12 protein-coding genes are annotated in these 16,007 nt (G+C 60.5%); 5 read left to right on the forward strand and 7 right to left on the reverse strand.

Annotation, left to right across the window (positions count from 1 at the left end; genetic code table 11):
• Nucleotides 1–67: 67 nt before the first annotated feature.
• Complete coding sequence (locus APH42_RS14460) at nt 68–2,284, reverse strand: DNA internalization-related competence protein ComEC/Rec2 (RefSeq protein WP_060493587.1); 2,217 nt, start codon at nt 2,282–2,284, stop codon at nt 68–70.
• 142 nt (nt 2,285–2,426) lie between these two features.
• Here APH42_RS14460 and APH42_RS29235 point away from each other — a divergent pair, with 142 nt between their 5' ends.
• The gene (locus APH42_RS29235) at nt 2,427–3,065 is read left to right on the forward strand and encodes a DUF2062 domain-containing protein (protein ID WP_012271146.1); all 639 of its coding nucleotides are present in this window, start codon (nt 2,427–2,429) and stop codon (nt 3,063–3,065) included.
• Here the strand turns inward: APH42_RS29235 and APH42_RS14465 are convergent.
• From APH42_RS14465 to APH42_RS14475, 3 genes are all read right to left on the reverse strand, one after another.
• Entirely contained in the window at nt 2,949–3,728 is a 780-nt protein-coding gene (locus APH42_RS14465; protein ID WP_012271145.1) for an ABC transporter permease, read from the reverse strand. The genes APH42_RS29235 and APH42_RS14465 overlap by 117 nt on opposite strands.
• The gene (locus APH42_RS14470) at nt 3,725–4,657 is read right to left on the reverse strand and encodes an ABC transporter ATP-binding protein (RefSeq protein WP_012271144.1); all 933 of its coding nucleotides are present in this window, start codon (nt 4,655–4,657) and stop codon (nt 3,725–3,727) included. The genes APH42_RS14465 and APH42_RS14470 overlap by 4 nt, the downstream gene beginning before the upstream one ends.
• A 133-nt stretch (nt 4,658–4,790) precedes the next feature.
• Nucleotides 4,791–5,414: a glutathione S-transferase gene (locus APH42_RS14475; RefSeq protein WP_012271143.1), complete on the reverse strand. Its 624-nt coding sequence runs from the start codon at nt 5,412–5,414 to the stop codon at nt 4,791–4,793.
• A 202-nt stretch (nt 5,415–5,616) separates the two neighbouring features.
• On the opposite strand from APH42_RS14475, the gene APH42_RS14480 reads away from it, so the two are divergent.
• From APH42_RS14480 to APH42_RS14495, 4 genes are all read left to right on the forward strand, one after another.
• A complete protein-coding gene (locus APH42_RS14480) occupies nt 5,617–8,064 on the forward strand; it encodes an acyl-CoA dehydrogenase (protein ID WP_060493588.1) in 2,448 nt (815 codons plus the stop codon).
• 79 nt (nt 8,065–8,143) lie between these two features.
• Entirely contained in the window at nt 8,144–8,554 is a 411-nt protein-coding gene (locus tag APH42_RS14485) for a PA2817 family protein (protein ID WP_012271141.1), read from the forward strand.
• Between the two features lie 218 nt (nt 8,555–8,772).
• A complete protein-coding gene (locus APH42_RS14490; protein ID WP_012271140.1) occupies nt 8,773–9,249 on the forward strand; it encodes a fimbrial protein in 477 nt (158 codons plus the stop codon).
• Nucleotides 9,250–9,308: 59 nt separating this feature from the next.
• On the forward strand, nt 9,309–10,043 hold the full coding sequence (locus tag APH42_RS14495) for a molecular chaperone (protein ID WP_012271139.1): 735 nt from the start codon (nt 9,309–9,311) through the stop codon (nt 10,041–10,043).
• A gap of 9 nt (nt 10,044–10,052) precedes the next feature.
• Here APH42_RS14495 and APH42_RS14500 read toward each other — a convergent pair whose 3' ends face one another.
• The 3 genes from APH42_RS14500 to APH42_RS14510 form a co-directional block, all read right to left on the reverse strand.
• Nucleotides 10,053–11,516: a hypothetical protein gene (locus APH42_RS14500; RefSeq protein ID WP_060493589.1), complete on the reverse strand. Its 1,464-nt coding sequence runs from the start codon at nt 11,514–11,516 to the stop codon at nt 10,053–10,055.
• 49 nt (nt 11,517–11,565) lie between these two features.
• Nucleotides 11,566–13,767, reverse strand: a complete 2,202-nt coding sequence (locus APH42_RS14505; RefSeq protein ID WP_082421400.1) for an autotransporter outer membrane beta-barrel domain-containing protein — start codon at nt 13,765–13,767, stop codon at nt 11,566–11,568.
• A 147-nt stretch (nt 13,768–13,914) separates the two neighbouring features.
• Entirely contained in the window at nt 13,915–15,942 is a 2,028-nt protein-coding gene (locus APH42_RS14510) for a hypothetical protein (protein ID WP_049773224.1), read from the reverse strand.
• Nucleotides 15,943–16,007: the final 65 nt, after the last annotated feature.

The following is a 16,007-nucleotide window of genomic DNA, read 5'->3' on the forward strand; positions in this document are numbered from 1 at the left end:
GTAAACGCCCCTTCGGAAAAAGGCCGCCACTCTACCATAGGACCGCTGGGGGCTCATCTGCCGGAGGTCAGGGAATTGCGACCTCACGCCAGAATCGCCGCTGCACCCGCACACCTTCCGCTTCCCCGTGCCGCCCCAGCACCACCCGCAACGCCCCCTCCACCGCCGTGTCATGCATCACCGCCCCGTGCCGCCGATACCGCTCCACGACCTGCGCATGCGGGTGCCCGAAGCTGTTGTTGCGCCCACGCGAAACCAAAACCCCACGCGGTGCGGTAGCACGGATGAACGCCTCGGTGGACGAACTGCGGCTGCCATGGTGCGGAGCCTGCAGCCAGTCGATTCCGGGCACTTCAGTGGCTGCCAGCCAGGCCCGTTCGGCGCCAGCCTCCATATCACCAGCCAACAACAATCGCTCGCCCTGGGCCTCGACCAGCAGCACGCAGGAGCGGTCGTTGCTGCTCTGCCCATCAGCCCAGTGCCACAGCGAAAAGCGCACGCCGTCCCATTCCCACTGTTCACCACTCACACAAGGCTGCAGCTCAAAGTGTTCCAGCGCTTCACCACCGACAACCCGCTTGACCGGCAAACCCCGCTGAATGGCCCCCGCCCCACCCGCATGGTCGGCATGCGCATGGCTGATCACCATCAGGTCTAGGCTGGCCACCCCCAGCTTATGCAAAGTCGGCAGTACCACCCGCTCCCCCAGGTCACTTTCGCCCCTGGCCGGCCCGGCGTCATACAACAGGTTGTGATGCTGGGTACGCAACAGCACCGCCAGCCCCTGGCCAACGTCCAGCTGCCAGACCTCGACTTGCCCGAGCGGCACCGGCTCCCTGGGCACCCACAGCGCCAGCAGCATCACCGCTCCCAACGCGCGCAGCGGCACACCGCGGGGTAGCAAAACCAACAACGCACCCAGACAGACCAACAGCCAGGCCCACAGTGGCAAGGCCGGCGGCACCCATGCCGGGCGCTGCTGCGCCACCAGTGCCAGCAGCCGGAACAGCCAATCCAGCAAGCCGCCCGCCAGCCACAACAGCGCCTCCCCTACTCCGCCCAGCGGCAGCAACAACGTACCCAGCAACGCCAACGGCAAAACCGCCAGGCTGATCCACGGCACTGCCACAAGGTTGGCCAGCGGTGCACTCAGGCTTACCGGCAAGCCTGTAGCCAGCAGTACCGGTAGCAAGCCGATGGCAATAACCCATTGCGCACGCGTCCAAGCCTGCCAAGGCCGCCAAGCGCCCAAGCGAGCACTGAAGCAATAGATGAGCGTGGCCACGGCAGCAAACGACAGCCAGAACCCAGGAAGCAGCGCCGCCAGCGGCTCAACCAGCAGCACAGCAACGAGCGCCAGCAACAAGGGTAAAAAAGCCCCAAGGTGGCGAAAGCGCAGGCGCCAGAGCAACACCACAGCCAGCATCAGGCAGGCGCGCTGCACGGGCACACCGCCGCCGGCCAACCAGCCGTAGCCCAGCGCCGCGGTCATGGCCAGACCGCAGGCCCAGGGTAGCCATGGCAGCCGTGCCGGCCACAGCCCCCAACGCGCCAGCACGGCAACCAGGCCGTAGAGCAAACCGGCGACCAGGCCGATATGCTGGCCAGAAATTACCAACAGGTGCACCGTGCCGGTGGCCTGCAATGTCTGCCAGTCCTCCCTGGCCAGGCCCGCTCCATCGCCCAGCACCAACGCCACCAACGCTTGCTCACGACCATTGGCCTCGACCGCAAGCAAGCGCTGACGCAGCGCATCGCGCCAGCCACCGGTCACGGGAGCCAGCAGCTGCCCCGCCTTGACCGTGCCCGTGGCGCCCACTCGCCGCGCCAGCAAATAGGCCTCCCGGTCCGGCCCATGCGGATTGAGCAGCCCAGCCGGACGCTGCAAGGTCACGGCCAGCCGCCACTGCTCGCCCGCCCTCAGTGTCGGCCCTTCGAACCAGCTCAATTGCAGGCGCTGCGGCAGTTCGGCCCGCCGCGAGCGTGCCGCCTCCAACTCGAAACGCACGCCTTGTGCTGTTCGGGTCGGCAAACCAACCACCCGCCCTTCCAGCCACAGGGTGCGGCCATCCAGACCGCTAGCCAGGCGATCATCGAGCGCCTGCTGCGCAGACCAGCAAGCCCAACAGAAGCCCAGGAGAAAACAGCCCAACGGCCAACCCCGGGTAAACAGGCTGACGACAGCGCAGCCGGCCAGCACCAGCAGCCATCCGACCGATGGCAACGCGGGGAGAAAGCCCAGGCACAAAAGCCCGAGCGCGAGCGCAAACATCCCTGTGCGCATGAGGTAGAGCTCCAGAAGGCAAATTACCTTCTGAGGCATAGCCCATTTGCCGGCAACGCTTGCTCAACAATTGTCACAAACTCTAAACGAGCCTGAGCAGGATTAAGGGCATACTTCCCGGATCAACGCTCCGGGAGCCTACATGCCGCGCCGACTTTTCAAACGCTACATGCCGGACCCGACCAGCATTCGGGAACACAAGTCCTTACGCTTTTTCGGCAAGTTGCTGCACGACCCGAACCTCTGGCACCTGAACCGCCATTCGGTGGCACGGGCCATGGGCGTTGGCCTGTTCGCCGCGCTGATCCCGATGCCCGCGCAGATGCTACTGGCTGCCGCACTGGCCATTCCGGTGCGCGGCAACCTGCCGATCGCCGTCAGCCTGGTGTGGCTGACCAACCCACTTACCATGCCACCTGTGTTCTTCGTCACCTACATGACAGGCGCCTGGCTGATGCAGGTGCCGCCACGCAGCTTGCCCGATGAGCTGACCTTCGAGTGGATCACCGACCAGTTGGCCACGGTGTGGCAACCGTTTCTGCTGGGTTCGGTGGTGTGCGGGGTGGTGCTGGGCATCGTCGCCTACTTCACCACCCTGTTGTACTGGCGCTGGTGGATTGGCCGGCAGTGGCGCCGGCGCAAGCTCAGGTGTTCGCAGCAGGGGTCATGCACGCATGCCGCGACCGCTGACCAGCAGGCGCACGCACAGCAGGTAGAGCACCGCAGTGGCCACCAGCATGAAGGTGATCGCCGTGCCAATGCTGATATCCGACACCCCTAGGATGCCGTAGCGGAATGAGTTGACCATGTGCAGCACCGGGTTGGCCAACGACACGGTCTGCCAGAACGGCGGCAGCAGGTTGATCGAGTAGAACACGCCGCCCAGGTAGGTCAGCGGCGTCAGCACGAAGGTCGGGATGATCGAGATATCGTCGAAATTACGGGCGAACACCGCGTTGACGAAGCCCAGCAGCGAGAAGATGGTGGCAGTGAGCAGCACCACGATCACGGTCACGCCCAGGTGATGCACCTGCAGGTCGGTGAAGAACATCGACAAAATGGTCACGATCACCCCAACCGCCAGACCGCGCAGCACGCCCCCCAGTACATAGCCGACCAAGATGGTGTGCGGCGACACCGGCGACACCATCAGCTCTTCGATCGAGCGCTGGAACTTGCTGCCGAAGAAGCTCGACACCACGTTGCCATAGGAGTTGGTGATCACCGACATCATGATCAGCCCCGGCACGATGTACTGCATGTAGGTGAAACCACCCATATCGCCGATCTGCCGACCGATCAGGTTACCGAAGATGACGAAGTACAGCACCATGGTGATCGCTGGTGGCAGCAACGTTTGCGGCCAAATGCGCAAGAAGCGCCGCACCTCGCGGTAGACGATGGTGTTCAGGGCGACCCAGTTGGTGCGCAGTTCCACACTCATACGGCCACCTTCGACAAGTTTTTTTCCACCAGGGACACGAACAGCTCCTCAAGTCGGTTGGTCTTGTTGCGCAGGCTCTGCACCTCGATGTTCTGCAGCGCCAGCTGGCCGAACAGCGCGGTGATGCCGATGTCCTTGTCCACCTGCACCTCCAGGGTATGCGGGGTCAGCAGCCGGCTCGGGTAGCCTTGCAGCACAGGTGCACTGGCCAGGTCCTGCTTGAGGTCGAGCACGAAGGTTTCCACATGCAGCTTGCCCAGCAACTGGCGCATGCTGGTGTTCTCGACGATGGTGCCGTGGTCGATGATGCCGATGTTACGGCACAGCTGCTCAGCCTCTTCCAGGTAATGGGTGGTGAGGATGATGGTGATGCCCTTCTGGTTCAGCTCGGTGAGGAAGCTCCACATCGAGCGACGCAACTCGATGTCCACACCCGCGGTGGGCTCGTCAAGGATCAGCAGGCGCGGCTCGTGGATCAGCGCGCGGGCAATCATCAGGCGGCGCTTCATGCCGCCGGACAGCGAACGCGACTGCACATCACGCTTGTCCCACAGGCCCAATTGGGTCAGGTACTGTTCGGCGCGTTCCTTGGCCAGCTTGGGCGGGATGCCGTAGTAGCCGGCCTGGGTCACGACGATGTCGAAGGTTTTTTCGAACTGGTTGAAGTTGAACTCTTGCGGCACCACGCCCAGGCAACGCTTGAGCGCCGAGGGCTCGCGGTCCAGGTCGTGGCCAAACACGTTCACCGTGCCACTGGTCTTGTTCACCAGGGTGGAGAGAATGCCGATGGTGGTGGACTTGCCGGCGCCGTTGGGGCCGAGCAAGGCGAAGAAGTCGCCTTCGGCAACATCGAGGTCGATGCCTTTGAGGGCCTGAAAGCCATTGCCGTAGGTCTTGGTCAGCTGTCGGATGGACAGGGCGGAACTCATAGCGGGTCACTTACCGAGGAAAAAGGTGCAGGACACGCCAGGTAAAGTCACTGGCGCAGTGAGTACGGCCATGGTGCAAGGCAAGGCCGCACAAGTACAGTCACATCTATTGATAATGACTATCGAAGCAGGGTCAGGTGAGCGCCGTCATCACCGCGGCCTGGTAGGCCGGGCGCTGTTTCAGGCGCTCATACCAGGCTTCGAGATGGTGCATGGCCGGGCGTTCGATGGGCATTTCGAACCAGGCGTAGATAAAGCTACCCAGTGGGATGTCGCCCATGCCGATCTGGTCACCGGACAGATACGGCTGCTTGGCCAAGGTTTCGTCGGCAATGGCCAGCAATTGCGCGCACTGCTTGTGCGCGGCGTTGATCGCCACCCAATCGCGCTGGTCTTCCGGCGTGCGCAAAAGGCCCCAGAACAGCGGGCGGAAGGGTGCGGCGAAGGACGAGGTGGTCCAGTCCATCCACTTGTCGGCCAGGGCGCGCTGGCGTGGGTCTTCGAGGTACCAGCCCTGCTCGGCGCCGTACTCGGCGCACAGGTAGCGGACGATGGTGTTGGATTCCCACAAGGTCAGGTCGCCGTCTTCGAGCATCGGCACCAGGCCGTTGGGATTGCGGGCGCGGTAGTGCGGCTCGTTGACCACACCGAAAGCGCCGCCGGCGTCGATGGAGTCGAAGTCCAGGCCCAGCTCGTGGGCGATCCACAGCGCCTTGCGCACATTGCTCGAATTCTTGCGACCCCAGATCTTCAGCATGGCAACGTCCTTATGAATGCACAGGTGTTGCAGTCTACTCCAGACCCTCGCCGCCTGTACCCATGAAGAAACCAGCACAGGCAAGCACATGAACTGAAACTCCCGCTGCCACACCCTGTCACTGTTCAGAACATGCCGTTCACAGCGTTGCGTCTAAGCTGTCTGGGACGGCTCAAGCCCTTGGTTCCAAGGAGGACCGATTATGTTGCTGTTGTGGTTGGTAGTGCTGGTGATCGGCGCGGCATACCTCACGCATCGGCGCCTGGCGCCCTTGCAGATTCTGGGCATCATGGCGGCCTACGTGCTGCTGATGGGCATTTTCAGCAGTGCACCCGGCTGGTTGCTGACCCTGATCTGGGGGGTACTGGCCTTGAAAATCGCCCTGGTTGCGCTCCCGGACTGGCGCCGCAAGGTGTTCACCGGGCCGGTTTTCAACTGGTTCCAGCGTACCTTGCCGCCCATGTCGCAAACCGAGCGCGAAGCGATCGATGCCGGCACGGTGTGGTGGGACGGCGAACTGTTCAGCGGCCGCCCCGACTGGCGTACCTTGCTGGCCTACCCGGCACCGAAACTGACCGACGAAGAACAGGCCTTCATCGACGGCCCCACTGAAGCGCTGTGCGCCATGGTCAGCGACTGGCAGATCGGTCAGGACCTGGACCTGCCACCCGAAGCCTGGGGTCACATCAAGCAGCATGGCTTCTTCGCCCTGATCATCCCCAAGGAATACGGCGGCAAAGGCTTTTCGGCCTACGCTCATTCCCAGGTGGCGATGAAACTGGCCACCCGCAGCGGCGATCTCGCCTCCACGGTGATGGTGCCCAACTCGCTCGGCCCGGCCGAATTGCTGCTGCATTACGGCACCGACGAACAACGCAACCATTACCTGCCACGCCTTGCCCGCGGCGACGAGATCCCCTGCTTTGCCCTGACCGGCCCGTTGGCCGGCTCCGATGCCGGCGCCATGCCCGACACCGGCATCATCTGCAAAGGCCAGTGGAACGGCGAAGAAGTGCTGGGCCTGCGCCTGAACTGGGAAAAGCGCTATATCACCCTGGGCCCGGTCGCGACCTTGCTGGGCCTGGCCTTCAAAGCCTACGACCCGGACCACCTGTTGGGCGACGAGCAGGAGCTGGGCATCAGCCTGGCCTTGATCCCCACCGACACGCCTGGTGTCGAAATCGGCAAGCGCCACCTGCCGCTGGGCGCCGCCTTCATGAACGGCCCCAACAGCGGCAAGGACGTGTTCGTGCCGCTGGACTTCCTGATCGGTGGGCAGGCCATGCTCGGCAAGGGCTGGATGATGCTGATGAACTGCCTGTCGGTAGGCCGTTCGATTTCCCTGCCTGCGGTCGGCACCGGCGCGGCCAAGTACACCAGCCTGGTCACCGGCCAGTACGCCAATATCCGCGAACAGTTCAACGTGCCACTGGCCGCTTTCGAAGGCATCCAGGAATCGCTGGCACGCATTGGCGGCAACGCCTGGCTGATGGACAGCGCCCGCCTGCTGACCGCCAAGGCCGTGGACCTCGGTGAAAAGCCTTCGGTGCTGTCGGCGATTCTGAAGTACCACCTCACCGAGCGCGGCCGCGAATGCATCCAGCACGCCATGGACGTGCACGGCGGCAAGGCCATCATCATGGGGCCGAACAACTACCTGGGGCGCAACTGGCAAGGGGCACCGATCTTCATCACGGTCGAAGGCGCCAACATCCTTTCGCGCAACCTGATGATCTTCGGCCAGGGCGCCATCCGCTGCCATCCGTTCGTGCTCAAGGAAATGGCTTTGGTCGGCCGTGAGGACCGTGACCAGGCGCTGCGGGAGTTCGACGAGCTACTGATGAAGCACATCATGTTCGCCGCCGGCAACGCGGCCAGCACGTTGGTGTTCAACCTGGGGCTAGGGCGCTTCGAGTCGGTACCGGGTGATGCATTGAGCCAAGGGTATTTCCGCGCCCTCAACCGCCAGGCTGCCGCTTTCGCCCTGCTGGCCGACCTGTCGATGATGCTGCTGGGTGGCGCGCTCAAGCGCCGCGAACGCCTGAGTGCGCGCCTGGGCGATGTGCTCAGCTACCTGTACCTGTCCAGCGCCGCGCTCAAGCGCTACCACGACCTGGGCTCACCCGAGCACATGCAGCCACTGCTGCGCTGGGCCATGGAAGAAAGCCTGGGCCAGGCGGAAAAGGCGCTGGACCGGCTGCTCGACAACTTCCCCAACCGATTTGTCGGTTGTGTTCTGCGCGTGCTGGTGTTCCCCTTCGGCCGCCGCCATACCGGGCCGAGCGATGAGCTGGATGCCGAAGTGGCGGCGCTGATCGGCCGCAGCAAGGGCGACCCGGCGCTGGAGGAATTGCTCGCCGGCTGCTTCCGACCCCAGGCCGAGGGTGACCCGGTGGCAGCATTGCAACGGGCCTGCAACCTACTAGACGAGACTGCGCCACTGCACAAAGTGCTGCATCAGGCGCTTAAGGAGGGCAAGGTACAGCCGGCACCTGGGCAGTCGGCCATCGATGCGGCAGTCCAGAGTGGTGCATTACAGGCTGACGAGGGTCAACGCTTACAGGCGGCGGAGCAGGCACGCCGGGCAGTGATCGATGTGGATGCCTTCGACAAGGCGCAACTGCTTCCGGAGCAGGGCAAGGTGCGATGAAACAGGGGGCCGTTTTGCGGCCCCTTCCCCAACCGGCGTATACTCCGGCCCCGTTTCAACCACCCCGAGGACCGCCCCCATGGCCACCCCCCATCAGGCATACCACCTACAACTTCTGAACCACCTGCGCACCATTCTGGCTGCCCTGGGGGAAGCCGAGCAGGTACCGGAGGAAAGCCACGTCCTGTTCCTCGAGCGCTTTGACGAGTTGTTGACCCTGCTACCGCAGGACCCACTGGAAAGCCAGTACCTGGGCCAGGACCTGATCTGCCAGGTCATCCAACGTTACCCGCAAATCGCTCACCTGGTGCCGCGCGACCTGCTGTGGTTCTTTGCCGGCGATTGCCTGCACTTCATGCCGGATGAAGAACTGGCCTTGTACCAGGCACTGGAAGAACGCCGCTACGAATGCGAACAGCGCGGCGAGGCATTCGACTGGTTCGAACAGAAGCAGCTACTGGCGTCGGCAACAGCTGATACCCGCCACTAAGCTCGCGAAGTACCGCTATGGCGAAGGCGTGTTGAACTACACAAGCGCTTCCCTTTTTTCCCGGGAAGCTCAGCCTTCGCCTACAGACCCCCTGAGGTGCCCTGCGTACTCTGCCGACGCGCTGAGACACATGAGTTTCCAGCGATCAACCAGACAGGGTTCATCCAATGAAAAAAACACTATCCGTGCTTGCACTTAGCCTCTGCAGCAGCGCGGCAATGGCCTCGATCATCAACTTCGAAGGTACTGTCAGCGGGCCTGGCACCTGCCCGATCGAAGTCGTTACCCCTGGCGGCCCAAGCCTGCCGCTGATCCACCTGGGCAACTATAATACGTTCAACTTCACCAAGGTCGGGGAAGAAACCTCTCCGAAACACTTCGCATTGCGCGTCCCGGCAAGCTGCGTGACCGGTACTCAACAGGCCTACGCGACCTACCAGGCAGGCTACGGCGCCGACCAGACCAATCCCAACCTCTATGCCCTCAAAGACGGCCTGGGCTACAGCACCGGCCTGGGCCTGGCCATCAACGACCTTGCAACCCGCCTTGCGCCGGGTACTGAGTCGATGAGCTACGAGGTTAACGACACTACCGACACCGACATGGTGTTCTCGGCGCGCCTTGTCACCACTTCGGCAACAGTGACCGAGGGGCAGATCGACACCAACGTCTCGTTCTCTGTCGATATTCGCTAATTCAAGCCCCCTGGCACTGCCAGGGGGTATTTCGTTTCGCCAATGAAACCGGCCCGACCATGTCTACTACTCTGCTGCGCAAGTACGCGCTCAGCTTCGCCTGTCTGGCGACGCTTTCTTCAACCACCGAAGCGGCCTTGACGATCAGTGCCACGCGCGTTGTCCACCCTGGCGACCAACACAGCAGCTCGATCGTTGTCGCCAACCCAAGCAACATTACCTACGCCACGCAAGCCTGGGTCAACACCGCAGCCGACGACACCAGTACCGCTGTCCCCTTTGCCGTATCCCCGACCTTGTTCAGGCTCGACCCTAAGCGTGAACAACTGGTCAAGATAAACGCACTGCCAAACAACCTGCCCACCGATCGAGAATCGCTGTTCTACTTCAATGTTCAGGAGATCCCCCAGATAGACAGCGGGCAGGACAACGTACTGAAAATCGCCCTGCGCACCCGCATCAAGCTGTTCTATCGGCCCAGCCAGGTGAAGGGTGTGCCCGAGCAGCACCTGGACAGCCTGCAGTGGTCATTGGCAAGCAACAACGGCAAGACCTTCCTGCAGGTCCTTAACCCCACGCCCTATCACTTCACCTTTGGGCGCTTGGAAGTGGGCGCACCGGGCAAAATCGAAAAAATCGATACCGCCTTGATGGCCATGCCTATGCAGACGCAGTCCTTTGAACTGAAGACAACCCAGGCCAGCAAGGGCCTTCAAGTACAGTTCACCACGATCAACGATTATGGCGGCACCACACGCCTGGTAGAAAAACCGCTATCCGTAACGGCCATTTAGCACGACCGCTCAATCGCGCAGGCCCAGGTCAAGCAGCGGGAAGTTTGCTTCTTCTGGCCAGGTCTCGCCCTGATCAAAACTGACAAAAACCCTGACGCTTAACTTGTCGCGCTTAAGCGACATCAAAAAAGGCTTGGTCGCCTTGACCGTATCGTCGAACCCCAAGCCGTTTTGCACCTCCGCCGGGGTCAAGGCATGTTCTTTGAGCACTTCTTGCGTCGATGGCTGCCCCTGGGTGTCCACGCCGCCGACGACCAAGGTGACCCTGTGATCCGCATGAATGTATTTCCAGGCAGCAAGGGTAATGGTCAAGCCATCAGCCGGGACCTGGGACAGGTAGACCGTATCATTCGAGGATGGGTGAACGTCCGGCCTGGGAAGCCCTTGATTCAAGGGCAAGCACAACACTAACCGGGATAATGACGTATGAACGTTACCACCCGTTGTTTCTGTCACCTCAAAATACACAGTCAACACCTTGCCACTGTGTGGCGCGATCCTGTCCAGCGGGATCTCGTACTCATGGGGGAAGCCCGACGCTTCTGCACTTGTCTGATAGCTGCCCACACGCCCAGGCTCGCCCCAGAAAACCTCGATCGTTTCACCGGGTAACGCCGCCCCTGTTGGCACCTTGACCCGCATGTAAGTCATGCGTGAATTCAGGTCCAAAACAACCTGCTGCTCCTCTCCCACAGCATGGGAAACCTCTGGCCAGCTCAAATCTCTGGGCACCGGCGCCGCATCGACCTGCAACTGGACGACTTTCGGCTCCACTGGCGTGCTTGGGTTACCGGCATAGTCACATAGCAGGTAGTGTGCAAAACGCGCCCCATCCCCTCGATCCAGGATGACATGGCCAGGAATCTCCACTGTGACGGGGAGATCCCCCTGCTCGAGGACTTTTTCGGCGACAAGATTGTTTTCATACAATTGCGTGTCCCAGAACCAGCGAATATAGTCTCCAGGCACAAAGGTCTGATAATCCGGAAGCAGAGCGATAACAGGATCGTGACGATTTAGGTAATCCTCCGTTATGCCATCTCTCATCACCTCATCATCGAACAACAGGGCCCCGCGGTCCGCCCCCAGGCTGGGCCCCGTCAAGTCCAGGGTTATCGTTAGCGGGGCCGAATCCTGTTCAGCCCCGTTGTACGCTTTGACCCTGTAGGTCAAATCGGGCGTAGCGTCATTCTTGAGATCTTGAACGGGAATCTCGACGAAGTAATCATCTGCGGCAATGGGTGCCGTCCATTGCTTGAGCGCACCTACCTGTACGCCGTCCCACATCAGCATAAGTGTCTCTGGCCTCCCAGGGGTTGGGGGCGAACCACTGTCCCAGGGCGTGACATCCACACGTAGGGGGGCTTTGAGCAAATCGAGAGGGATGACGTTCAGCGCGCCACCCACCAGGTTTGCAAGCGAGCCTTCCACCCACGGTGGAGGAAAAAGCGCGTCCGACTTGTTGCTTGGCATCACTCAACCTCCAACGTGAATGGTTTGCTGCTATAAAGGTGCCTGCTGCTTACCAGCTGTAACGCACGCCCAGGTTGGCACCCCAAGGTTGTTCCAGCGCCTTGCCATTGCTGTAGTCGAAATCGGCATGCAGTTGCAGGCGCTCCGTCAGCGATACCGCTACCCCCATGCCTAGCTCCGCGCGCGAGCCTGACAGGTCGTTGTCGAAACGGTGATCGTTGACCTTGACCAGGTTGTTGTTGGCGAATTCGTGCACATAAGCCAGGCGCACATAAGGTTGCAGCCACTGCCCACCCTCAAGCTTCAAGGTACGCCCCGCCGTGGCGCCGGCCTTGCCCAGCACCGAGTGCGTCGTATCACCGTCGGCCTTCAAGCCATTGTCCAGGTGGTAGTCCTTGCCCTGGATACCAACGACCGACAGTTGCCCGAAAGGCTCGACGAAATAGCCATCATTCAGCGCCAGGTGGCGACCGAACTCTACCGACGCCCCCACGCCAACGTTGTCATAATCGCCCTCGGTACGCTGGCCATCACTGAGACTTACCTTGGCCTGGTTGTCGAAGCGGTTCAGCTTGACCACGCTGTCGAGGTAATAGCCGGTCTGGGCATCCAGCCAAGTGGCATACAGCCCCAGGTAATAGCTTTTCACCTCGCCCGAAGCGCCTCGGGTCAGGTTCAGGTCTGAGCTGCTGTAGCCCGCCATAACCCCGGCCAGCCATTGACCATCGCCCCACGGCAACGGCGTATCGGCCCCCAGCGAGAAGCCCTGCTGAACTTGGCTGTAGGGCGTACCGGTCGAGGCCGAAACGTTATATTTGTTGCCATAGCTGCGGGCCCACAGGCCCGCATTGCGCTCGTCAAGCCGCAACTCACCCATGCGGCTGCGCAGGGAAGACAACTCGCCGTACCACACCGTGGGCGCAGTATTGAACAAGGCCATGGCCGCCTCGGTACCTGGGCTTATCGTTTTGGTCGCGCCATCCAGGAACCAGTCATTGCCGCGCTGCACAAGGCTATAGGAGAACGCCCCGAGGTCCACCGGGCCGTTAAGCAGCGAGAACTGCGCATCCCCCGCCGCCGCATGAACCAGGTGCAGGCTGTTTTCCTGCGTGGGTTCATTGCCGCTGCTGCCGACCAGCAGACTATGGTTGCCGGTTGCCGTGCCGGTGATGTCCAGGAAGTCGGTTTCGCCTGTACTGAAATCGGCATCCATGATGAACGTGCCACTGCCCGACAAGTTGCCAAGGGTCAGGCGCTGGTACTGCGTGGCTTCACCGAAACGTACCGCCCCCCCCGCCATGGCCAGTTGTGCGACCTCACTGTCCTCGACCATGTTCCAGCGCCCGCCGTCATTCAGTGCCAAGCTCTCGACATTGGTCAGGCGCCCGGTCAGGCTGGCCTGGTTGCCCAAGGTCAGCTTGGCGCTGGAACCGTCCTCCACCAGGACATCACCTACCAGGTTGCTACCCTCCACCAGCATCGTAGCGTTGGAGCCGTTCGCCACTTCCAGCAGGTTGCCATTGCTGCCAACCAGCGTAGTACCGCCGCTGATGGTGATCGCCGCATCGCCGGGCGCCTGGTTTGCGCTACCCACCCGGATGGCAGCGCCATTCTGGCCCTCCACCCGCGAGCCCTGCAGATTGAGCGATGCAGCTTCAGTCGAAAGCGCATCGCCCACCACCCGAATGCCATCCGTGGCACCGGTCAGCTGGCTGTTGGTCGCATCCAGCCGAGCATCGCCAAATAGCAAAGCAGCACCGGCTGCCCCGGTACTCACCAGGGTGCTGTCGGTCAGGGAAAGATGAGAACTCCCGGCCACCCTGGCACCGCCGACCCCGCCTTCGATATGGCTGCCCGTTACCGACACCGTTGAACCCGCCGTCGCACTGCGCAGTACATCGAGGCCAAACAGGTTGCTGGTCAGGCGCGAGCCATTGGCGATGGTTGCCGAAGCACCGCCATTGACCATGACTGCAGCGACACCCGTGGCGGATACCGTGGAGCCCTCAAGCTGTAGACCTCCGCCTGTGCGCACGTCGATCTGCTGAGTGGTAGCCCCCTCGGCTACCAAGCGCCCGCCGTCATTGACCCTGTAGCTTTCAACCGGGGTACTGGCACCGATTTGTTGCTCATCGTCCACCAGCGTCAGGGCACCTGCAGGCCCAGTGAAGAGCACAGCAGAGGCGCCTAGCAAGAGTTGCCCAATGGCTGACGCCAAGGGGGACAGGGTGAAGTTGCGCCTTTTGATCATTGCACTTTAGCCTCATCGATTAACCCGCAAACGGGCAGCAAAAACGTGAGAAAGGCTATTAAGAAATCACCCAATCGCGAGTAGGAAAAGTCCTGTAATTGATGCGACTTTTCAGCAAACCCAGCCCGCATGCCGGATCGCCAACACTCAAGGACGAACAAGTGGGCATTCGGCGGTAAACGAGTGCATGGATACCACTGCCACGGCAGGCTCGGATGTGATCGTTTTACCATTACGTTCAAATGCATAAATGAAAGTCGCCAGCCCATCATAAGTAACTGCCTGATTGAACTCGTAAATCGGCTTCAGGCCATCGGCATAAGGGATTCGCCAAACGAACCCGGTGGGTGGGTTAGTCGCATTCAACTGAATAGTTTTTTCAAACTTAGCATTTGGTATATCGAGCCCACCAGGAGCAGTTCCCTGGGTCGCCGTCCAGGTCAGTGTCAAGTCTTCACCGTTGGCCAACCATTTGCTCAGGTCAGGGATATTGATACGCACATCAGGGTTAACATCAGTTGGATCCGCAGGGTCAAACAACGAAGTGCAGTTCAGCCACAGGCGCCCTCCGCTTACAAAACCACCCAGGATCTCCGCAGCTTCCGGGTGTATGACAATAGCCTCCACCACAATTGGCTGAGGTCCAGAAGCAGCCTTGTTCGGCACACCTGCACGGCTGACTTCATAGTGAGCAAAGCGGTTGCCATTGTCGTGTCGAAGAATGTATGCCCACGGGATGGTCACTTTGATTTCGTTGCCAGGGTCGGCCTGCTCAAGTTGATAATCCGCTTCGATGACATGTTCATCGGTGTAGTAAAACTCAACCAGATCATCTTCCGCGAATGCAGCGTCGATCGTTACTCTCAACTCGGCATCGGCGCCATCATCGTTCTCGGTCAGGTGATTTTTCTGGTTATCATTGCCTCCATATACATCCGGCAGGGCCATTTGCGGATTTACAGGCCCCGGCCACTCCGGATCAGGGTCGGGCACGATCGGGCCAATGCGCTCAAGGTTGACATCGAATGTGTCACTCTCACCGCCCAATGGGTGATCGCCACGCCGCACTTCATACGTTACATCGACCGGTTTGACGCCTGTAGAGCCTTTGCCGTAAATATCCAGGATAACACTGGCAGGAATAGCCTGCTTGACCGGGAACGTACCCACTGCCCGCTCAGCGAAATCATGTGTGCCCCAATGGAGGGTAATCAGATCCGACGATTTGAAATGCTGGAAGGCATCAATCTGCACTTCTATACCTTTAAGCACGGCGTCCTGATCCACCACACCGTTGTTCATGTCTAACACCAGAGGCTTCTGGAAATCCGCCGGGACAGGCAAATTCCCTAGCGCCACCGTAACGCGCGTGGCCCTAGACACGGCACTGCGATTACCGGCCTTGTCCTGAAGAATGTAGGCGATAAGGATGCCACCGTCCCCCTCATCCTCAATAACATTCTGAGGCACCGGTATCGTCAGAGGCACTGTAGTGACAAGCGCGGTGCCGTCTGGTACCAGGTCACCCGGATCAACAGGCACTTGCTTGCGCCAGACCCACCCTACGGTATCTTTAGCATCCCAACCGGGATAAGTGGTGTCACTCGGAAGTGGATAGCCAGGCAATGTGAGCTCAACCGAACCAATATTGGTGTCTAACACGGCAGCAATAGCCGGGAATGGATTGGGCATTTGATTGGGGTAGGGAGCGACACGATCAAAGATCAAGTGTAACGGGGGAAAATCTACAGGCAGGGGGTTGTTATAAGGGACGACCCTGATAAAAAAAGTATGACCGCCTTCACCCCATCTTTTTACCTGATCCTTATCCAGAGTAACGTCAAAGGGGAAAACACTGTTTCTATCATACTGACCATTGTGCAGCTCCTCCTCGGCCCCACCGTCTGGCAGATGCAACAGCCACATCTGGTCAAACTCCCCTACATTGGGATCACCTGCTGCACCCCAATCAGTGATGGTCAAATCAATATCGACTGCATCATCTGTCAAGGCCGAGCTCAGCATCGTATTATCGGTGGGGTCTGCTATCAGGGCCGGATCGATCTGAGGTGAGACAGGCGCAAAAACACGCTTACGGCCTGAGGGCTTGCTTTTTTTACCGCTCACCTTTTCTTTAATTTTTACTTTAATTTTCCCTTTCAATTCTACTTTCATATTAGACACTCAACATAAGGGGCTGCGCGGACAGCTACGTGATCATTGAAATCCACATCCTCCCC

The organism is Pseudomonas sp. NBRC 111140 (assembly GCF_001320885.1).
Lineage (GTDB): Bacteria > Pseudomonadota > Gammaproteobacteria > Pseudomonadales > Pseudomonadaceae > Aquipseudomonas > Aquipseudomonas putida_P.